Source organism: Sporosarcina sp. So3-204 (assembly GCF_058068165.1).
Genome location: NZ_CM176485.1, coordinates 2,653,590 through 2,669,505, shown reverse-complemented (window position 1 = coordinate 2,669,505; position 15,916 = coordinate 2,653,590). Strand labels below are relative to the sequence as shown.

Sequence of the window (15,916 nt, the reverse complement as noted above, 5' to 3'; positions counted from 1 at the left end):
ATTGATTCAATTATAAAAAATAGATTTAATTAATCCACTAGCCTTGAACTGTGTGAAACTGTTATGATTAGTCAGTCTGAGATACATTTTGAATTAATGTTATAAAAACTATTATGGTAAAGGTTAATACTCTTTGTCCATATAAAAAAGTAAAGAGGGCATACTAATTGAATCCCTCAAAACAGTTTCAATATGGAAAATAGCAAGAGATGCCTTTGATAACCGAAGGGGAATACTATGAAAGCAACACTTACTATTTTAGGGGATACAGCTTCTCTAAAAGTTCAACAATTACATACGAGTAAAAGAAGATATCTAATTCTAACTATGATGGGGGGATTTTTCGTAGGTCTGGGTATTATCCTAATTTTTTCAATAGGTGGTTTACTTGGACCTACTGGCTTTGCTGGAACAAAAGTTATTATGGGAGCAGCATTTGGTATTGCATTAAGTTTGGTTTTGATGGCTGGGGCTGATCTTTTTACTAGCAATAATATGATTATGACAATCGGTACTTTATCCAAGAAAACAACCTGGTATGAGACAATACAAATTTGGGTATTTAGCTATATCGGCAACTTCATCGGGTCTGTTCTCGTTTCGGTACTCTTTTTCTATTCTGGGCTAGGTTTTGGAGAATTTGCTGACTATATTAGTACTGTGGCAAGTGATAAAATGACGACGCCGTTCGTAGAATTAATTTTTCGGGGGATTCTTTGTAATATTCTTGTTTGCCTAGCAGTTTGGTGTGCTTATAAACTTAAAGATGAGACTGCAAAATTAATCATAATTTTTTGGTGTTTATTTGCCTTTATTACATCAGGTTTTGAACATAGTGTTGCGAATATGACTTTGTTATCAATCTCGTTAATGGTTCCACATCCTGAAACAGTATCCTTGGTAGGAATGGCGGCAAATTTAGTACCAGTTACAATCGGCAATATCATTGGTGGAGCTATCTTCGTTGGTGCAGTTTACTGGTTCGCTAATTCCGGAAAACAAACTTGACGTCTGTAGGGGGAGTATAAGTTTATAATTTGGTTAACGGTAATGGGTCTTGCTTTCTACTCAAATAAATTACAGTCCTTATTTGTAGCGCAAGATCCATTACGTTATCCATTTCCTAATAAATGGAGCTATTATTATTTAAATTTAATTCATTACCAATCCGCCGTCAACGACTAAGTTTTGACCGGTTACTGAACGGCTCCAAGGAGAAGCAAAGAATAAAATAGCATCTGCTACATCTTCTGGTGTCGTGATTCGACCAAGTGGCGTACTTTCTTTAATTATATCAAACACGAAATCAGGAGTTGCAGCACTGGCGTCTGTTTTTAATAGCAGTCCACCTGAAACCATATTCGTCGTAATCCCGTTAGCCCCAAGTTCCTTTGCCATATTACGTGTCATCCCAAGTAGTGCGGCTTTACTCGTATTATAGTCATGGTAGGGTACTACAGGGTTTTGAAATAGGTTTGTTCCGATATTGATAATTCGGCCGAAGTTAGCGTTTGCCATATCCTCACGTCCAGCTTGCAATGTGTTTAATGTAGCTTTAACACTGCCTTCAAATTGACTATTGAAATCTTCCCAGCCAATTTTATCTAATTGTTTACGTGCATCGCCATTAAATGAAAAATTTATTAGCGCATTATTTATGATTGTCGTAATAGATTGTCCAAAATGGTTTTTAGCTTCCTCGAACATCGCCTTAACTTCATCTGTATTCCTGACATCTGCTCGAATTGCCAAAGCCTGATTTCCGCCAATTTCATCTACAACTCCATTGGCTTTATCCTCACTATTAAAATAGTTTACAATAACCTTTGCACCTTGTTTCCCGAATGCCTTCGCTACTGCGGCGCCAAGTCCTCTACTTCCACCTGTTACTAATACAACTTGATCATTAATTTCCAATTATTCCAGCTCCCTTTTTTTAGACACAAAAAAAGACCACTAGAAAGTGATCAGCATATACAAATTACGTATCTGCCACTTTCCTCCGCCGGTATCACCCGGATCAGGTTCAAAGGGTCAGAGTTTCCTCTTCTCAGCCATATGGCTCCCCTAGTGATCTAACATATTTTGTTTCATTATAAGTATATCATAATCTTTTGAAAGTCATGAATGAATAATATATTTACCTAATCTATGATATTCAATACAAATTAAGTAAATTCAATTGTATAATAGATATGTAAAGGCTATTAATAAAAAGATTACTAAATAATTGTGTGAATAATCGTAATTAACTCGTCTTTATAAATATATTTATTTTACTTTCTAATAAATGGTCGAAGGAGATATTCATAATAATGAAGTTGTCACTTAAACATCTAATATTGATGGTCGCATTGCTTTCGGTAATATTAACACTTTTTAGTAGCATTACCGCCGGATATCGTGTGAACCAAGAAAATTTAATTGAAAATACTTTAGAGAAAAACCGTGTTTATTCTCAGAAATTAGCAAAAACAACAGATGATTACTTGGGAACTACACTGCAAACATTGGGTTTCAGTTCAAAAGAGATTGCAAGATATTTAGAAAAAGAGGATAGCGATATCCTATTGGAAAATGAGGCTGAGCGTTTATTAAATCAAACAAATTCATTTAATTCCGTTGTCATTACTTCAAATGAAGGAGAAGTTATTGCGGCATCTCCTGAGTCCCTTGGTATAGTTGGTAAGCAATTAAGTTCAGTTGGTGGACTACAGGCATTAGCTGAAAGGAAGCCTTTAATTTCAAAACCCTATATTTCAATTACAAATCGTTTAATTGTATTTATATCACAACCAATTTATGATAATGAAGGGAATTACTTTGGTTTCGTAGGTGGTACGATCTATTTATTAGAAGATAATATTTTAAATATCTTGTTGGGAGAACATTTCTATCAAGATGGATCCTATGTGTATGTGGTCGATATAAATGGGCGTATATTATATCATCCGAAAAAGGAGCGCATAAATGATATAGTGAAAGAAAACCCTGTTATTGATGATTTAGCAAATGGAATTAGTGGTTCCAAAAGAGTCGTTAATTCTGAGAATACAGATATGTTAGCTGGCTATACTTATATGCCTCATGCAAAATGGGGTGTCGTTTCCCAAACACCTACAGTAGTCGCTTTACTTCCATCAAATGATATGAGAAACGAAATGATTATAAAAACATTACCTTTTTTACTGATTTCTTTTATTATCATTATCTTTATTTCAAATAAAATCGCTTTTCCATTGAATAAACTGGCGCATTACGCCAGGGGAAGCATGAAAAAAGATAGACTTGAAGAAGTTAAAAATGTGAATGCGTGGTATTACGAAGCTATTCAATTAGAGCATGCGCTCGTCAATAGTCTTATGTTCTTTAGAGATAAGGTTAATTACTTTATTCATGAGTCAACTACAGATCCTTTAACTGGTTTAGTGAATAGGCGAATGATAGATGAACTAACGAAAAAGTGGTTGTTAGAAGAAACACCTTTTGCGGTCATATTATTTGATATTGATAGATTTAAGCGGGTTAATGATACGTATGGGCATAATGTTGGCGACGAAGTATTGAAATACCTTGCTGAAGAAATGCAGAAAGTAGCTAGTGAGAAAGATGTGTGCTGTCGTTACGGTGGAGAAGAGTTTATTCTTTTGTTGCCAAATAAGACAAATAAAGAAGCGTATGAAACTGCTGAAAGACTCCGCAAAAAGCTTGAGAATACGATTAGTCCTTGCGGAGAAATTATAACGATATCCTCAGGAATTGCAGGGTTTCCGGTTAACGCAGCCCATATCATAGATTTAATTGAGCAAGCGGATAAGTGTTTGTATGAAGCTAAAGAGAGTGGTCGAAATAAAAGTATAGTGTTTGAGAACTAGGAATTACCGATGTAACATAATTTTATAAGCAGTCGTAAATAACCCATCTTTGAGCTACACTCCACGATGGGTTATTTAAATTTAAGGTATTCAAAGATAAGGATTTAAATTGCTAGATAAATAGTTGTAATCCAATTACTTTGAGACTTAATTGATTAAGAACACTTGTATGGTATAATTACGTTTCTACGGAATGGGTAATCTCCGTATAGTAAACTCAAGCTATGTGAATACTTAATATTGTATAGCGGCCCAATAATTAATTAAAACTAATAACTTTTTACGTTACGATAACATAGTAGCGAAAGGAAGACATTTTATGAATAGTAAATCAAAACCAATACCATGCAGATTAGAAATTACAAATAATGCAAGCAACGGTATAAAGAAATGGTCAAAGGACGAGAAAGCCTTTTTTTCATTACAAGATGCCTTTGATGTATACATAGAAAAACGTTCGCCAAATAGACAAGGTAATATGACGTTTTTAATATATTTTGATAATAAAAAGAACAATGCTTTAGCTAAAAAGTTAAACAATCGTGTAGCGGTGATGGAATGTATCTATAAAAATGAAGGGTTTTTAGCAACTGGTTTTCAAGTCAAAGGCAGAAATGAGCCGGTAATGACAAATAGACGCTTTGCTACAAAACTTAAATTTAATGTAGGCAGAAGTACAGGTATTGCAACGCCGATTGAATTGTATACAAGTCTTCGGGAGTTACCGATTGCAGATGAGCGTTCTGAATATGTTAAGAAAAGAATCTCGAGTTGGGAAGGTTATTTACGTATTCAAGAAAGAAATGCAGATGTAGCTGATTTAAGCGTATCCTATTCCAAAGCTAGTTTTAATAAAGACTTTAGTAAATTAAGTCTTGTTTGCAACGGCTTGAATAGTAAAGACTGCCAGACGATTGCTGGTTTCAGTGTGAAAATGAAAGGTCAATCTGATGATGTTGGTACTGTAACTCAAGTATTACGATCAAAAAAAATTGTTGAAATTGAACTTAATCGTAAGTATCAAGAAAGAGCTAGACAAAATGGCTGGTTTCCAACACCTAATAAAGAAGTTGTCTTCAGCAATTTTGCAGAGCTTAGTCAAGTTAGAAGATTAAGAAAAGGATTTAAAGATCTTCAAGATGGACTTGCGGCTAATGCGAATTTAGAAAGAATACTATTTGAAGAACGACCGACTGTTCAAATTTCAAAGAAAAAGCTAGAGTTGGACTTCCATAACGAGTTAAATGAGTTTCAAAAAGAAGCGGTAATAGGGGCTATGACATGTAATGATCTATATGTGATTCAAGGGCCACCGGGAACTGGGAAAACAACTGTTATCTCTGAAATATGCCATCAGAATGTCAAAGCGGGCTTAAAAACTTTAGTTGCTTCACAGGCAAATTTAGCTGTAGACAATGCACTTAGCCGATTATTATCACATCAGGATATTCGAATTTTACGTTATGGACGGACAGATAGTATTGAAGAAGAAGGGAAAAGATTTATCGAGGAAAATGTAGCTTCTCATTGGAAAAATCAAACTTATAATACTGTTAATGAACAAATTCAGCAACATCCAGTTCGCTTGGAGCAGATTGTTAAAGAATCCGATGATGTTCGATTAAGCATTCAAAAATTACAAGAAGAATTGGATTTATTAGATGAAAAAATACGTTTAAAAGAAATAGCTCAGTTAGAGCATCTTAAGCATGAAGAAGAGATTTCCACACTTAGAAATAAATTGAATCTATTAAAACAACAACAAGCAAAATCCTTAAATGATGAAATGATTTCAAAAAAGGTAACAGTAGAATTAAAGGAAGAAATAGTGCGAATTGAAGAAAAAGTTAACAATTTGCATATAAATATTGAAACTGAATTGCAGATGCAAGAGCTAGAAAAAACATTAGAGAAAAAACGTCAATACATAAATCACCGTGAAGCCTTGCAATTGATGCAACAGATTGAAGGTTCACATGAATTAATGCAAAAGGAAATTGAAAGAATAACATTTGAGACGAATCATTTAAATGATTTTATTACAGAAATCAAATCATTAATGAAGATAGAATTATTAATTTCCCGAATGAAGCAAATTGGAATAGTCCCGACTTTTAAAACGAATAAAAAAATGGGAGAGTTATTACAGCTTATTACATTAATTAAATCAAGTCGCTCTTCAAACACATATAGTGAGTGGAAGAAAGTAGAAGAAAGACTTGGTATTGCAATAAAAACTGTAGAGAAAATCTTAAATAACAATGGTTTTTTAAAACAATTAGTTACAGAAGAAAGAATACAAAAATCTAATACAGTTAAGGAAATAGATGAATTCATTACTCGTGTTGGTCGTTACCTAATTAATCCATCAAATAAAATGGCTCTTGAATCTAGGCATTACTCTGCGCAAAAATATGAAAATCTAGAAAAGTTGTCTGAAGTTTTGCATACGCTTATCAGTCAAAAAAAATATATTGAACGCCAATGTAGAAATATGGATAATTCCAAACTATTATATACAGAGATAAGGACAGAAGTTACACAACAATTGACCAATACTATATCTGAATTAGAACAAAAAAAGACCGAGATACATCTAGAATTCGAAAATAGCCAAATTGAATTGGCTTCTTTAAGTGAAAAAACAGATAATATTTCAGGTCACATTGGTTATGTTGATGAGGATCTTACAATGAATCAATTGCATGAAGATCTTGAGACTATTGAGACTAAATATAACGCGCTTATAAATAAGAAGGCACTACACATGCAAAACTTACAAGACTTAGAAAATAAAAGGGATGCTCTTGAAGTTTCTACCAAAGAGTTAATGGAACTATCATTAACAAGTGAGCATTTATTAACGGAATTAGATTTGTTAACTTTAGGGGTCCTTAATCAAGAAGAAAAGTTACTTGTTTTATCGGAGGCTCTTAAAGAAAATCCTGAAGAAAAACGTCAACAAACACTCGATACTTTTTATGCTATGTCGAAAAAAATGGAAGATCTAAATATTGAAAAAGAAAGGTTACCAGTTACACACTCGCTTCAGAAAAAATGGTTAACAATGCTTTCAGAGGCAAATGAGTATGACTTAGATGAAATTAGGAAAATGTATGTAAGCCATGCAAATGTCATTGGGACGACTTGCGTTGCTTCAGCAAGTCGAAATTTTATAGAGGAATATCCAACTTTTGATGTAGTTATTATAGATGAGGTATCAAAAGCAACACCCCCGGAATTACTTTTACCGATGCTGAAAGGGAAAAAAGTCATTTTAGTTGGTGATCATCATCAGTTGCCGCCACTTATGGGGCAAGAAACACTCGAAGAATTACTGGAAGAAAACGATAGCAGTGAAGTAAAAGAAGAGTTGAAAAAACTGTTGCAAGAATCACTATTTGAACGCCTTTTCAGAACATTACCTAAAGAAAATAAGACAATGCTCGGAATTCAGTACCGCATGCATGAAAGTATTATGGAGACGATTGCACCTTTTTATAAAGAAGGAAATTACAGCCTCCAGTGTGGTTTAAAGGATTCTGACAAAATGCGGGATCACTTGATTAGTTCGAAATATGTGAAAAGAAATGACCATCTTCTTTGGTTTGACATGCCAAATGAGCATAATTATTTTGAGGAACAAGTTAAAGGTGGTACAAGTCGTTTCAATCAATCAGAATTAACTATGATTCGTAAAATACTTATTGATTTGGATTCAGCTACTGGTGAATTAAAACAAAGCGGTAAGATGAATGAAGAAGATAAAAAAAGTGTTGGTATTATTAGTTTTTACGGGGAGCAAGTGAAAAAAGTAAATCGATTAATTGACCAAGAAATAATACCTAAGCATTTGAATTGTAGAACAGGATCTGTTGATAAGTTTCAAGGAATGGAAATGGATATCATTATATTAAGTTTCGTTCGGAATCATAATCATAAAGGTGGAGACATTGGATTTGCCAAAGATTATAGACGTTTAAATGTTGCTTTATCACGTGCACGTGAGCTGTTAATTATTGTTGGAAGTTCTGATATGTTTACAAAACGTCCCAAAAATAAAAGTACGAAAGAAATGTATAGTCGGCTTTTAGATAATGTTCGCTTGAAAAATGGGTTAAGGAATTATGACGAGATTAATAATTGATTATTTAGAAGGAGTATATGCATGGATGAGTTAAAAGAAAAATTAAGTAAAGAATTACTTGGTGATCTTGATGTGAAAATAATGGATTCATCCGTGTGGCGTTTACCTGTTCATGTTGCTGAAATAACCTATCAAACAGTTCTTAGAACAAAAATGGACATTTTAATGAAGATGATATTAATCTCTATCCAAGAAACGGTGGTTAGAACCGTAGAAGAACTGAGCGATATATTGTTAGTTGAACAGCTATTTATTAATGATTTATTTAGGGAGCTGGAAAAAGGTGGTTTAATTAAACAAATAGGAAATACTTTTAAATTAACAAATGCAGGGGATGAACAATTAAGTACTGGAATTTTTGTGCATGAACCAGAGAAAAGTAAAAAAAAATTACTCTTTAGTCCGTGTCATCAGAACTTTTTGCTGAATGAAATTAGTAATCAGGCTGATGAAACAGTAGAAATTTATCGTTATCTAAAAGATTTTAGTAGTTGGAAAGTTACGTCGCTTGAAAATGAGAAAATAATAAATGCGTTAAAAAAAGCAGGGGCTGAATCAATTACAGAAAAAGTTCAAACTGTCCTTACTAATATTTTGACCACTGAAGCACTTCAAATTCACTGGATAGCTTGTATAGAATATCATCTCTATAATAAAAAGGAGGACATATACTATGTGCATGTCTGGAATACATTGACTGCAGGCTGGGATAAATTGATGGAATTACAATTAACTGAATACGAAACAAAAACATGGAGAGAAACTTATGGACACAAAGTCGATTAAATTTGTTGGCTTTAATTTTTATCATCATATGTACTGATTGTATTTTATATAGAACATCTTTCTTAACATAAGGCGGCTATTCGAAATTCTAATTGAAAATGAATTGATTTAAGTTAATTGTATTAAAGAAATGCGGAAGGGGCTAACATTACCTTTCCACATTTTTGTTTGGAGTAAGATTACTTTAATTCAATATCGAATAAAAATTTTAATTTTAATAGAAGTAATTTTGATGGTATTAAAGGAAATAAAAAATTCCTCGCTGCTGCCAGTGGACGGTTTGAAAGTTGTGCTGCCCAGCCGATTTGACGTGAGAGTGAAATGACTTTGCTTGTACGCGCTACCCTTTTTAGTTCGTAGTAATGCATTGCCTCATCAAACAAAGTATATTTAACTAGCATATTACCTAGTACAAGTGCATCCTCAATAGCTTGTCCGGCTCCCTGACCCATATTCGGGGTTGTGGCGTGTGCAGCATCGCCAAGTAAAACTACTCGACCGAAAACAAATTTTTTCAGTGGCTTGATGTCATAAATATCATGATGAAGAACTTTTTCTTGTGCTGTTTCACGAATAAGTGCAGGAATAATATCAGGAAATTGATTGAATAGGTTAGCAACTTCGTTCGTTCCTATGTGTTTGTAAAAAGCATCCCGTTCCTTTGCATTAATACAAGCAAACCAGTAAATACTTCCTTCTTTTAACGGTGCGTACCCAAAACGACCCGATGTTGACCAAATTTCAACAGAAGTATGCGGGGAAACACGCCCTTTATTTTTAACAATACCACGCCAACATGTATACCCTGAAAATCTAGGTAATGAATTCGGAATATATTGTTGTCGAATGGGTGATTGAATTCCATCAGCCGCAATTAATAAGTCTCCTTCGATACAAGTTGAATCTTCAAAGTAAGCAGTGACTTTGTTATTTTTATTTACAGAGTGAATGCAGCTTTTATTATAATTAATAGTACCTGGTTTTAAAGCATCTAATAATGTCTGGTGTAATTCAGCACGCTGTATTGTTATGTTTTCCTGTCCATATAACTTTTTTATTGAAATAAAATCAATCTTATTTAATGTTTTACCCTGTTCATTTTGAAAAAGTTGTAAGTTTAATGTATTTCCATTATCATAAATCTTTCTTCCTACACCCATATCTACTAAAGCTTGCATCGCATTTGATCCTATGCCGATACCGGCACCTATAGGTTTAAATGTTGCTGCTGCTTCGTAAACTAGTACGTCATAACCTTGTCTTTGTAAGGTGACGGCGGCAAAAAGCCCACCAATACCTCCTCCAATAATGATTATTTTCATTAATATCAAATCCCTCAGTAGTTGTACTAGTATTGTACACAACAAAATCGATTATGATAAATGATGAACCTATAATATTATTAATAATTAATAGATTAATAAGGGAATTGAAAAGATGGAATTAAAACCAATGCATTCCTTAACAACATTCAAATTTATTTTTAGATGGTTTATCTAAATCACATAGAGAACTGTTAGTTAGACAAAGCACACAAAAAAATGGATTTAAAAGCAGTCCTTTTTGTATTGATTGAATAAAGATATATATAAATATTAGAACTATAATTAAGGATATAAGGTACTGTAAGCGCTCACATTTAAGGAGGAGAATACAATTAAAATTATAATAGCGCCAGATTCATTTAAAGGCAGTGTAACAGCGATAGAAGCGGCAAGCTCAATTGAAAAAGGAGTAAAAAAAGCATTTCCAAATGCTGAGACGGTATTAATCCCATTAGGTGATGGTGGGGAAGGAACGATGGAGAATTTAGTCACGGCAACGAACGGTATAAAAGTAGAGCATATTGTAGCTGATCCTTTGGGGCGACCAATTGAGGCTGAATACGGCATTCTTGGCAATAGTAAGACGTGTATTATTGAAATGGCTTGTGCATCGGGACTGAACTTAATTAGTAGAGAAGAACATAATCCATTAAAGACCACAACATATGGAACGGGTGAATTAATTAAATTAGCTCTTGATGACGGTTATCGAAACTTTATTCTTGCGATCGGGGGATCAGCCACTAACGATGGTGGTGCAGGAATGTTGCAAGCATTGGGTATGAAGCTTTTAGATTGCAACGGCAATGAACTCGGATTTGGCGGCGGCGAATTAGAACGTTTATCGTCTATTATAGTAGAAGATTTTGATTCGAGAATAAATGAAAGTCAATTTCTCATTGCTTCAGATGTAGATAACCCATTAATAGGAATTAACGGGGCAACACATATCTTTGGACCACAAAAAGGTGCTACAGTGGAGATGGTGAAGCAGTTGGATATGAACCTACTACACTGGGCCAATCAGGTGGAAAAGGTAACGAGTGTAAGACTGCATGATTTACCTGGGGCTGGAGCAGCAGGTGGAATCGGTGGCGCGTTCCAAGCATTCTTTCCTTCAAGTACTAGAAGAGGAATCGATGTAGCTGTAAAATATTCTAAACTAGAGGAAGTAATGGATAATGCTGATTTGGTCATAACAGGTGAAGGTCAAGTTGATCACCAGACCGCATTTGGGAAAACGCCGATGGGGGTTGCTCAAATAGCTTTGAAATATAATGTACCCACAATCATTCTAGCGGGGTCTGTTGGCGATAATATTGAAACGCTGTATGATTATGGGGTTATAGGTGCTTACAGTATTATCAATCGGCCAATGGATCTTGAATCAGCAATGGAAGAAGCTGAAAGTTTATTGACAAATGCAGCTGAACAAGTTTGCAGAACTTACTTTTCTAAGTGTTAGTCATACAACAAACAAGTATTTTACGATAGAATTAAAGAATATACATTATTTAAGGTAATTTGTACTGAAAGGAGAACATCATGAAAACGACTTTACTATATGGACAAGATAATTTAACGATAGAAGTACAAGATGATGCTTTAGTTTTAGAACCAAAAAACATTCCAGGTGTTCCTGATGAATTAATGGCACTTAAAGAAGCACTGCAAAATCCAATCGGCTCTCCGCCTTTAAAAGACATGGTTAAAAAAACGGACAAAGTTGCAATTGTCATTAGTGATATTACGCGTCCTACACCCAATGAGTTACTTGTTCCTGCTTTAATCGAACAAATGAAGCACGTGCCTTTAGAAAACATTGTCATTATTAATGGTACAGGAACACATCGTGACCAAACGAGAGAAGAATTTGTAGGAATGCTTGGTGAATGGATTGTAGATAACGTAAGAATTATTAATAACAGTTGTCACGATAAAGATACACTCGTTAATTTAGGTCGTAGTGAATTCGGCTGTGACGTTTATTTAAATAAAGAGTATGTTGAAGCTGATTTTAGAATTGTAACAGGCTTTATTGAACCACATTTCTTTGCTGGTTTTTCCGGTGGACCAAAAGGAATTATGCCGGGAATTGCAGGAATTGAAACGATTATGACATTCCATAATGCGCGTATGATTGGCGATCCATTGTCTACTTGGGGGAATATGGTTAATAATCCGCTACAAGATATGACCCGTGAAATTAATATGATGTGTAAACCTCATTTCATGCTGAACGTGACATTGAACGGTGAAAAGAAAATTACAAATGTATTTGCAGGCGAATTAATTGCAGCACATGATTTAGGATGTGCTTATGTAAAGGAACACGCAATGATTAAATGCGACAAGTTTTTTGATGTTGTCATTACATCAAATTCTGGTTATCCACTTGATCAAAACTTGTACCAAGCAGTTAAAGGTATGAGTGCAGCTCAAAAGATTGTGAAAAAGGGCGGTACAATTATTGTTGCTTCCGAATGCTCTGACGGATTACCAAGTCATGGGAATTACGCAGACTTATTTAAGCTCGCTAATTCACCACAAGAAATTCTCGATTTAATCAGTGATCCTTCGTTTAAGAAATTCGATCAATGGCAAGTACAAAAGCAAGCCGTTATTCAAGTTTGGTCTGATGTTTATGTTTATTCAACGTTAACTGAAGAACAAGTTACACAAGCAATGTTGAAATCGACAAGAAATATTGAAAAGACGTTAGAGGAATTAAGAGGCAAATACGGAGAGAATATGTCGATTGCTGTTTTACCATTAGGGCCCTTGACGATACCGTATGTCGATACAGAAAAGTAAATTAAGTTCGGCCCGTCCACGTGCTAAATACTGATTTAAATAGAATAGATGTTGGGGGTGTACGAGATGAATGAGCAATTAAAAATAAAGAAAGACCGACTCATAGCTATTTTACGCGAAATGGATAATGTCCTAGTTGCATTTTCAGGCGGAGTTGACAGTACATTTCTGCTCGCAATCGCAAAAGAAGCACTTGGTGATAAATTACTTTCTGTGACAGCCGCATCAGATACTTTTCCAGATCGAGAGTTTCAGTTGGCTAAAAGTCTTGCAAAAGAACTAGACGTCAAACATATTGAAACAAGGGTTAGTGAATTTTCAAATCCAGATTTAGTTAAAAATGATTCAAATCGTTGTTTTCATTGTAAAAATGGCTTATATAATCATTTACTAGAACTAATAACAAAGTACGGTGGAGACTATACAATTGTGGATGGATCGATTATGGATGATCTTGGTGAACATAGGCCTGGTATGAAAGCGGCGCGTGCACTTGGTGTTCGTAGTCCTCTACAAGAAGCTGAATTTTATAAAGATGAGATAAGAGAATTATCTAAGGAGATGGGCCTGCGAACTTGGGATAAAGCTTCGTTTGCATGTTTATCATCACGCGTACCTTATGGGACACTCATTACTAAAGAGAATATAACTCAACTCGATTTATCTGAAGACTTCCTAATTGGTCTCGGTCTATATCAAGTAAGGGTACGTCATCACGGTGATGTCGCGAGAATCGAAGTTGATCAGAATGAAATGATGAAAGTAGTCGAACAACATGAAGTCATTACACATGCACTTAAAGCATTTGGTTATGCGTATGTGTCACTCGATTTACAAGGATATCGTTCAGGTAGTATGAATGAAGTGTTAAAAGAAGGAATGACAGTATGAAAATAGATTTAAAAGAAGTATTGAATTCAGTAGGAAATGGTTTAATGTCCGTGGATGAAGCGATGATAAAGTTGAATTCTGAAGTAGTGCTCGATTATGCGACACTTGATTTGCAGAGAGAAAAGCGGACAGGATTTTCTGAAGTCATTTATGGTGAAGGTAAAACCCAGGAACAAATTCTTGGTATTTTCTCTTCTTTAATGAATCACCATGAGAAAGTGCTTGCGACTAGAGTTGAAGAAGGCAAAGCATTTTATGTCCTTAAGCAACTTCAAATTTTACATCCAAGTCAAGTCTTTCATTATCAGAAGGATGCTAAAACTTTACATTGGATTGCTTCAGATTATGAAGAGAATTGGAAAGACGGTTATATTGCAGTAGTCTGTGCAGGTACATCTGATTTACCGGTAGCTGAAGAGGCGGCGATTACTGCTGAGCTAATGGGAAACAAAGTGGAAAGAATATGCGATGTAGGAGTCGCGGGATTGCATAGATTATTGACTAGAGTTGAGCTCATTGAAGCAGCTAATGTTGTTATCGTTGTTGCGGGGATGGAAGGTGCACTCGTGAGTGTAATTGGGGGACTCGTTTCAAAACCAGTCGTCGCTGTTCCAACAAGTGTAGGATACGGTGTAAGTAGTAATGGCATTACAGCTCTTCACGGCATGCTTGCTAGCTGTGCAAGTGGGGTTTCTGTTGTAAATATCGATAACGGTTTTGGCGCGGGCTATTTTGCAGCAACCTTAACTCATACGATTGATAAAGCCGTGAAAACCGCACTTAGTAGGAAGGAGCAAAACGAGTGAAAGTATTATACATAGATTGCTTTTCAGGTATTAGTGGGGATATGATGGTCGGGGCTTTAATAGATACTGGTGCATCTCCAGAACATATTGAATCAGAATTAAAAAAACTAGATGTATCTGGCTATAGACTTGAATGGTTAACAGTAATGAAAGAAGGCATAAGTGCAACAAAATTTAATGTGATTATCACGGATGACTTAACACCGAATCACCATCATCATCGGCACTACTCAGATATTGTTAAATTGATCGATCGTTCCAATTTGGCAGACGGCGTCAAAGAGCGTAGTAAGCAAATCTTTGCACCTATTGCAAAATCTGAAGCTAAAATTCATAATAAGTCAATTGAAGATGTCCATTTCCACGAAGTAGGTGCCGTGGATTCTATTGTAGATATTGTAGCTACAGCGATTGCGCTGGAAGAGCTTGGAATTGAAAAAGTCATTACATCGCCTGTTCCATTAGGTTCAGGGTCGGTTTGGTGTGCACATGGTATTTATCCAGTTCCAGCCCCTGCAACATTAGACATTATGAAAAATGTGCCGATTGCTCAAAGTGATTTAGCTTATGAACTGACAACACCAACAGGCGCGGGTATTGTTGTAAGCCAGTCTGATGCTTATGGAACGATACCAGCGATGAAAATATCGTCTATAGGCTACGGGGCGGGGACACGTGATATTCCTAAAAGGCCAAATGTTTTACGTGTAATAATTGGCGAAGAATTAGCAGCAGGAAATCATAGTAAAGAGAAGCAAGAAATGATTAGTGTGTTGGAATGCCAACTCGACGATATGACGGGAGAAGCTTTTGGTTTTGTCATGAGTAAGTTATTAAATGAAGGTGCACTGGATGTGTATTATACGCCTATTTATATGAAAAAAAATCGTCCTGGGATTTTAATTACTGTACTTTCATCTGAAAATCATGAAGAGAGATTGACAAATGTTTTGCTACAGGACACTACTACACTTGGTGTTAGAAAAAGTACATGGTCTAGAAAGATATTGGACCGTAAGATTGTAACAGTGGAAACGCCTTATGGTGAGATTAGGCTAAAGCAGGCCTTTAAGAATGGACTTTTAATTAGAGAAATACCTGAATATGAAGATGTGATAGATGCAGCACTTAAACACAATAAGTCTTTTCATGATGTTTATCATGCTGCATTGCAAACTAGTTCAAAACTTAACAGAGAATAATTGAAGTGCATATTTCAAACAAGTAAAGGGAGTTTTCATTTCTCTTTACTTGTTTTTTATTTTGTTTGAG

At 35.1% G+C, this 15,916-nt stretch carries 11 protein-coding genes and 1 riboswitch; of the genes, 9 read left to right on the top strand and 2 right to left on the bottom strand.

Going from position 1 to position 15,916, the window contains the following annotated elements; translation table 11 throughout:
* Nucleotides 1-237 precede the first annotated feature (237 nt).
* Nucleotides 238-1,008: a formate/nitrite transporter family protein gene (locus AC3RV6_RS13090; protein ID WP_489746478.1), complete on the top strand. Its 771-nt coding sequence runs from the start codon at nucleotides 238-240 to the stop codon at nucleotides 1,006-1,008.
* A gap of 144 nt (nucleotides 1,009-1,152) precedes the next feature.
* On the opposite strand, the gene AC3RV6_RS13085 is transcribed toward AC3RV6_RS13090, so the two are convergent.
* Nucleotides 1,153-1,917, bottom strand: coding sequence for a 3-oxoacyl-ACP reductase (locus tag AC3RV6_RS13085; protein WP_489746477.1), 765 nt, complete (start codon nucleotides 1,915-1,917; stop codon nucleotides 1,153-1,155).
* 63 nt (nucleotides 1,918-1,980) lie between these two features.
* A riboswitch (TPP riboswitch) is annotated at nucleotides 1,981-2,079 on the bottom strand.
* Between the two features lie 236 nt (nucleotides 2,080-2,315).
* On the opposite strand from AC3RV6_RS13085, the gene AC3RV6_RS13080 reads away from it, so the two are divergent.
* The 3 genes from AC3RV6_RS13080 (at nucleotide 2,316) to AC3RV6_RS13070 (ending at nucleotide 8,808) form a co-directional block, all read left to right on the top strand.
* Nucleotides 2,316-3,875 (top strand): sensor domain-containing diguanylate cyclase, encoded by a 1,560-nt coding sequence (locus tag AC3RV6_RS13080; RefSeq protein WP_489746476.1) that lies wholly within the window; start codon nucleotides 2,316-2,318, stop codon nucleotides 3,873-3,875.
* A 319-nt stretch (nucleotides 3,876-4,194) separates the two neighbouring features.
* Nucleotides 4,195-8,022, top strand: a complete 3,828-nt coding sequence (locus AC3RV6_RS13075; protein WP_489746475.1) for a DEAD/DEAH box helicase — start codon at nucleotides 4,195-4,197, stop codon at nucleotides 8,020-8,022.
* A gap of 21 nt (nucleotides 8,023-8,043) precedes the next feature.
* Complete coding sequence (locus AC3RV6_RS13070) at nucleotides 8,044-8,808, top strand: hypothetical protein (RefSeq protein ID WP_489746474.1); 765 nt, start codon at nucleotides 8,044-8,046, stop codon at nucleotides 8,806-8,808.
* Between the two features lie 179 nt (nucleotides 8,809-8,987).
* On the opposite strand, the gene AC3RV6_RS13065 is transcribed toward AC3RV6_RS13070, so the two are convergent.
* Nucleotides 8,988-10,130, bottom strand: coding sequence for an FAD-dependent monooxygenase (locus AC3RV6_RS13065; RefSeq protein ID WP_489746473.1), 1,143 nt, complete (start codon nucleotides 10,128-10,130; stop codon nucleotides 8,988-8,990).
* Nucleotides 10,131-10,464: 334 nt separating this feature from the next.
* Here AC3RV6_RS13065 and AC3RV6_RS13060 point away from each other — a divergent pair, with 334 nt between their 5' ends.
* The 5 genes from AC3RV6_RS13060 (at nucleotide 10,465) to larC (ending at nucleotide 15,846) form a co-directional block, all read left to right on the top strand.
* Nucleotides 10,465-11,598 carry a glycerate kinase family protein gene (locus AC3RV6_RS13060; RefSeq protein ID WP_489749253.1) on the top strand — a complete coding sequence of 378 codons (1,134 nt, stop codon included), beginning with the start codon at nucleotides 10,465-10,467 and terminating at the stop codon, nucleotides 11,596-11,598.
* 80 nt (nucleotides 11,599-11,678) lie between these two features.
* Entirely contained in the window at nucleotides 11,679-12,947 is a 1,269-nt protein-coding gene (gene larA, locus AC3RV6_RS13055; protein ID WP_489746472.1) for a nickel-dependent lactate racemase, read from the top strand.
* A 66-nt stretch (nucleotides 12,948-13,013) separates the two neighbouring features.
* A complete protein-coding gene (gene larE / locus AC3RV6_RS13050) occupies nucleotides 13,014-13,838 on the top strand; it encodes an ATP-dependent sacrificial sulfur transferase LarE (protein ID WP_489746471.1) in 825 nt (274 codons plus the stop codon).
* Nucleotides 13,835-14,644, top strand: a complete 810-nt coding sequence (gene larB, locus AC3RV6_RS13045) for a nickel pincer cofactor biosynthesis protein LarB (RefSeq protein ID WP_489746470.1) — start codon at nucleotides 13,835-13,837, stop codon at nucleotides 14,642-14,644. Before larE ends, larB begins: the two co-directional genes overlap by 4 nt.
* On the top strand, nucleotides 14,641-15,846 hold the full coding sequence (gene larC / locus AC3RV6_RS13040; protein WP_489746469.1) for a nickel pincer cofactor biosynthesis protein LarC: 1,206 nt from the start codon (nucleotides 14,641-14,643) through the stop codon (nucleotides 15,844-15,846). Before larB ends, larC begins: the two co-directional genes overlap by 4 nt.
* Nucleotides 15,847-15,916 lie beyond the last annotated feature (70 nt).

Coding starts and splice junctions, on each gene's coding strand:
- AC3RV6_RS13090 (WP_489746478.1), top strand. CDS start 238: ATGAAAGCAACACTTACTATTTTAGGGGATACAGCTTCTCTAAAAGTT.
- AC3RV6_RS13080 (WP_489746476.1), top strand. CDS start 2,316: ATGAAGTTGTCACTTAAACATCTAATATTGATGGTCGCATTGCTTTCG.
- AC3RV6_RS13075 (WP_489746475.1), top strand. CDS start 4,195: ATGAATAGTAAATCAAAACCAATACCATGCAGATTAGAAATTACAAAT.
- AC3RV6_RS13070 (WP_489746474.1), top strand. CDS start 8,044: ATGGATGAGTTAAAAGAAAAATTAAGTAAAGAATTACTTGGTGATCTT.
- AC3RV6_RS13065 (WP_489746473.1), bottom strand. CDS start 10,130: ATGAAAATAATCATTATTGGAGGAGGTATTGGTGGGCTTTTTGCCGCC.
- larA (WP_489746472.1), top strand. CDS start 11,679: ATGAAAACGACTTTACTATATGGACAAGATAATTTAACGATAGAAGTA.
- larE (WP_489746471.1), top strand. CDS start 13,014: ATGAATGAGCAATTAAAAATAAAGAAAGACCGACTCATAGCTATTTTA.
- larB (WP_489746470.1), top strand. CDS start 13,835: ATGAAAATAGATTTAAAAGAAGTATTGAATTCAGTAGGAAATGGTTTA.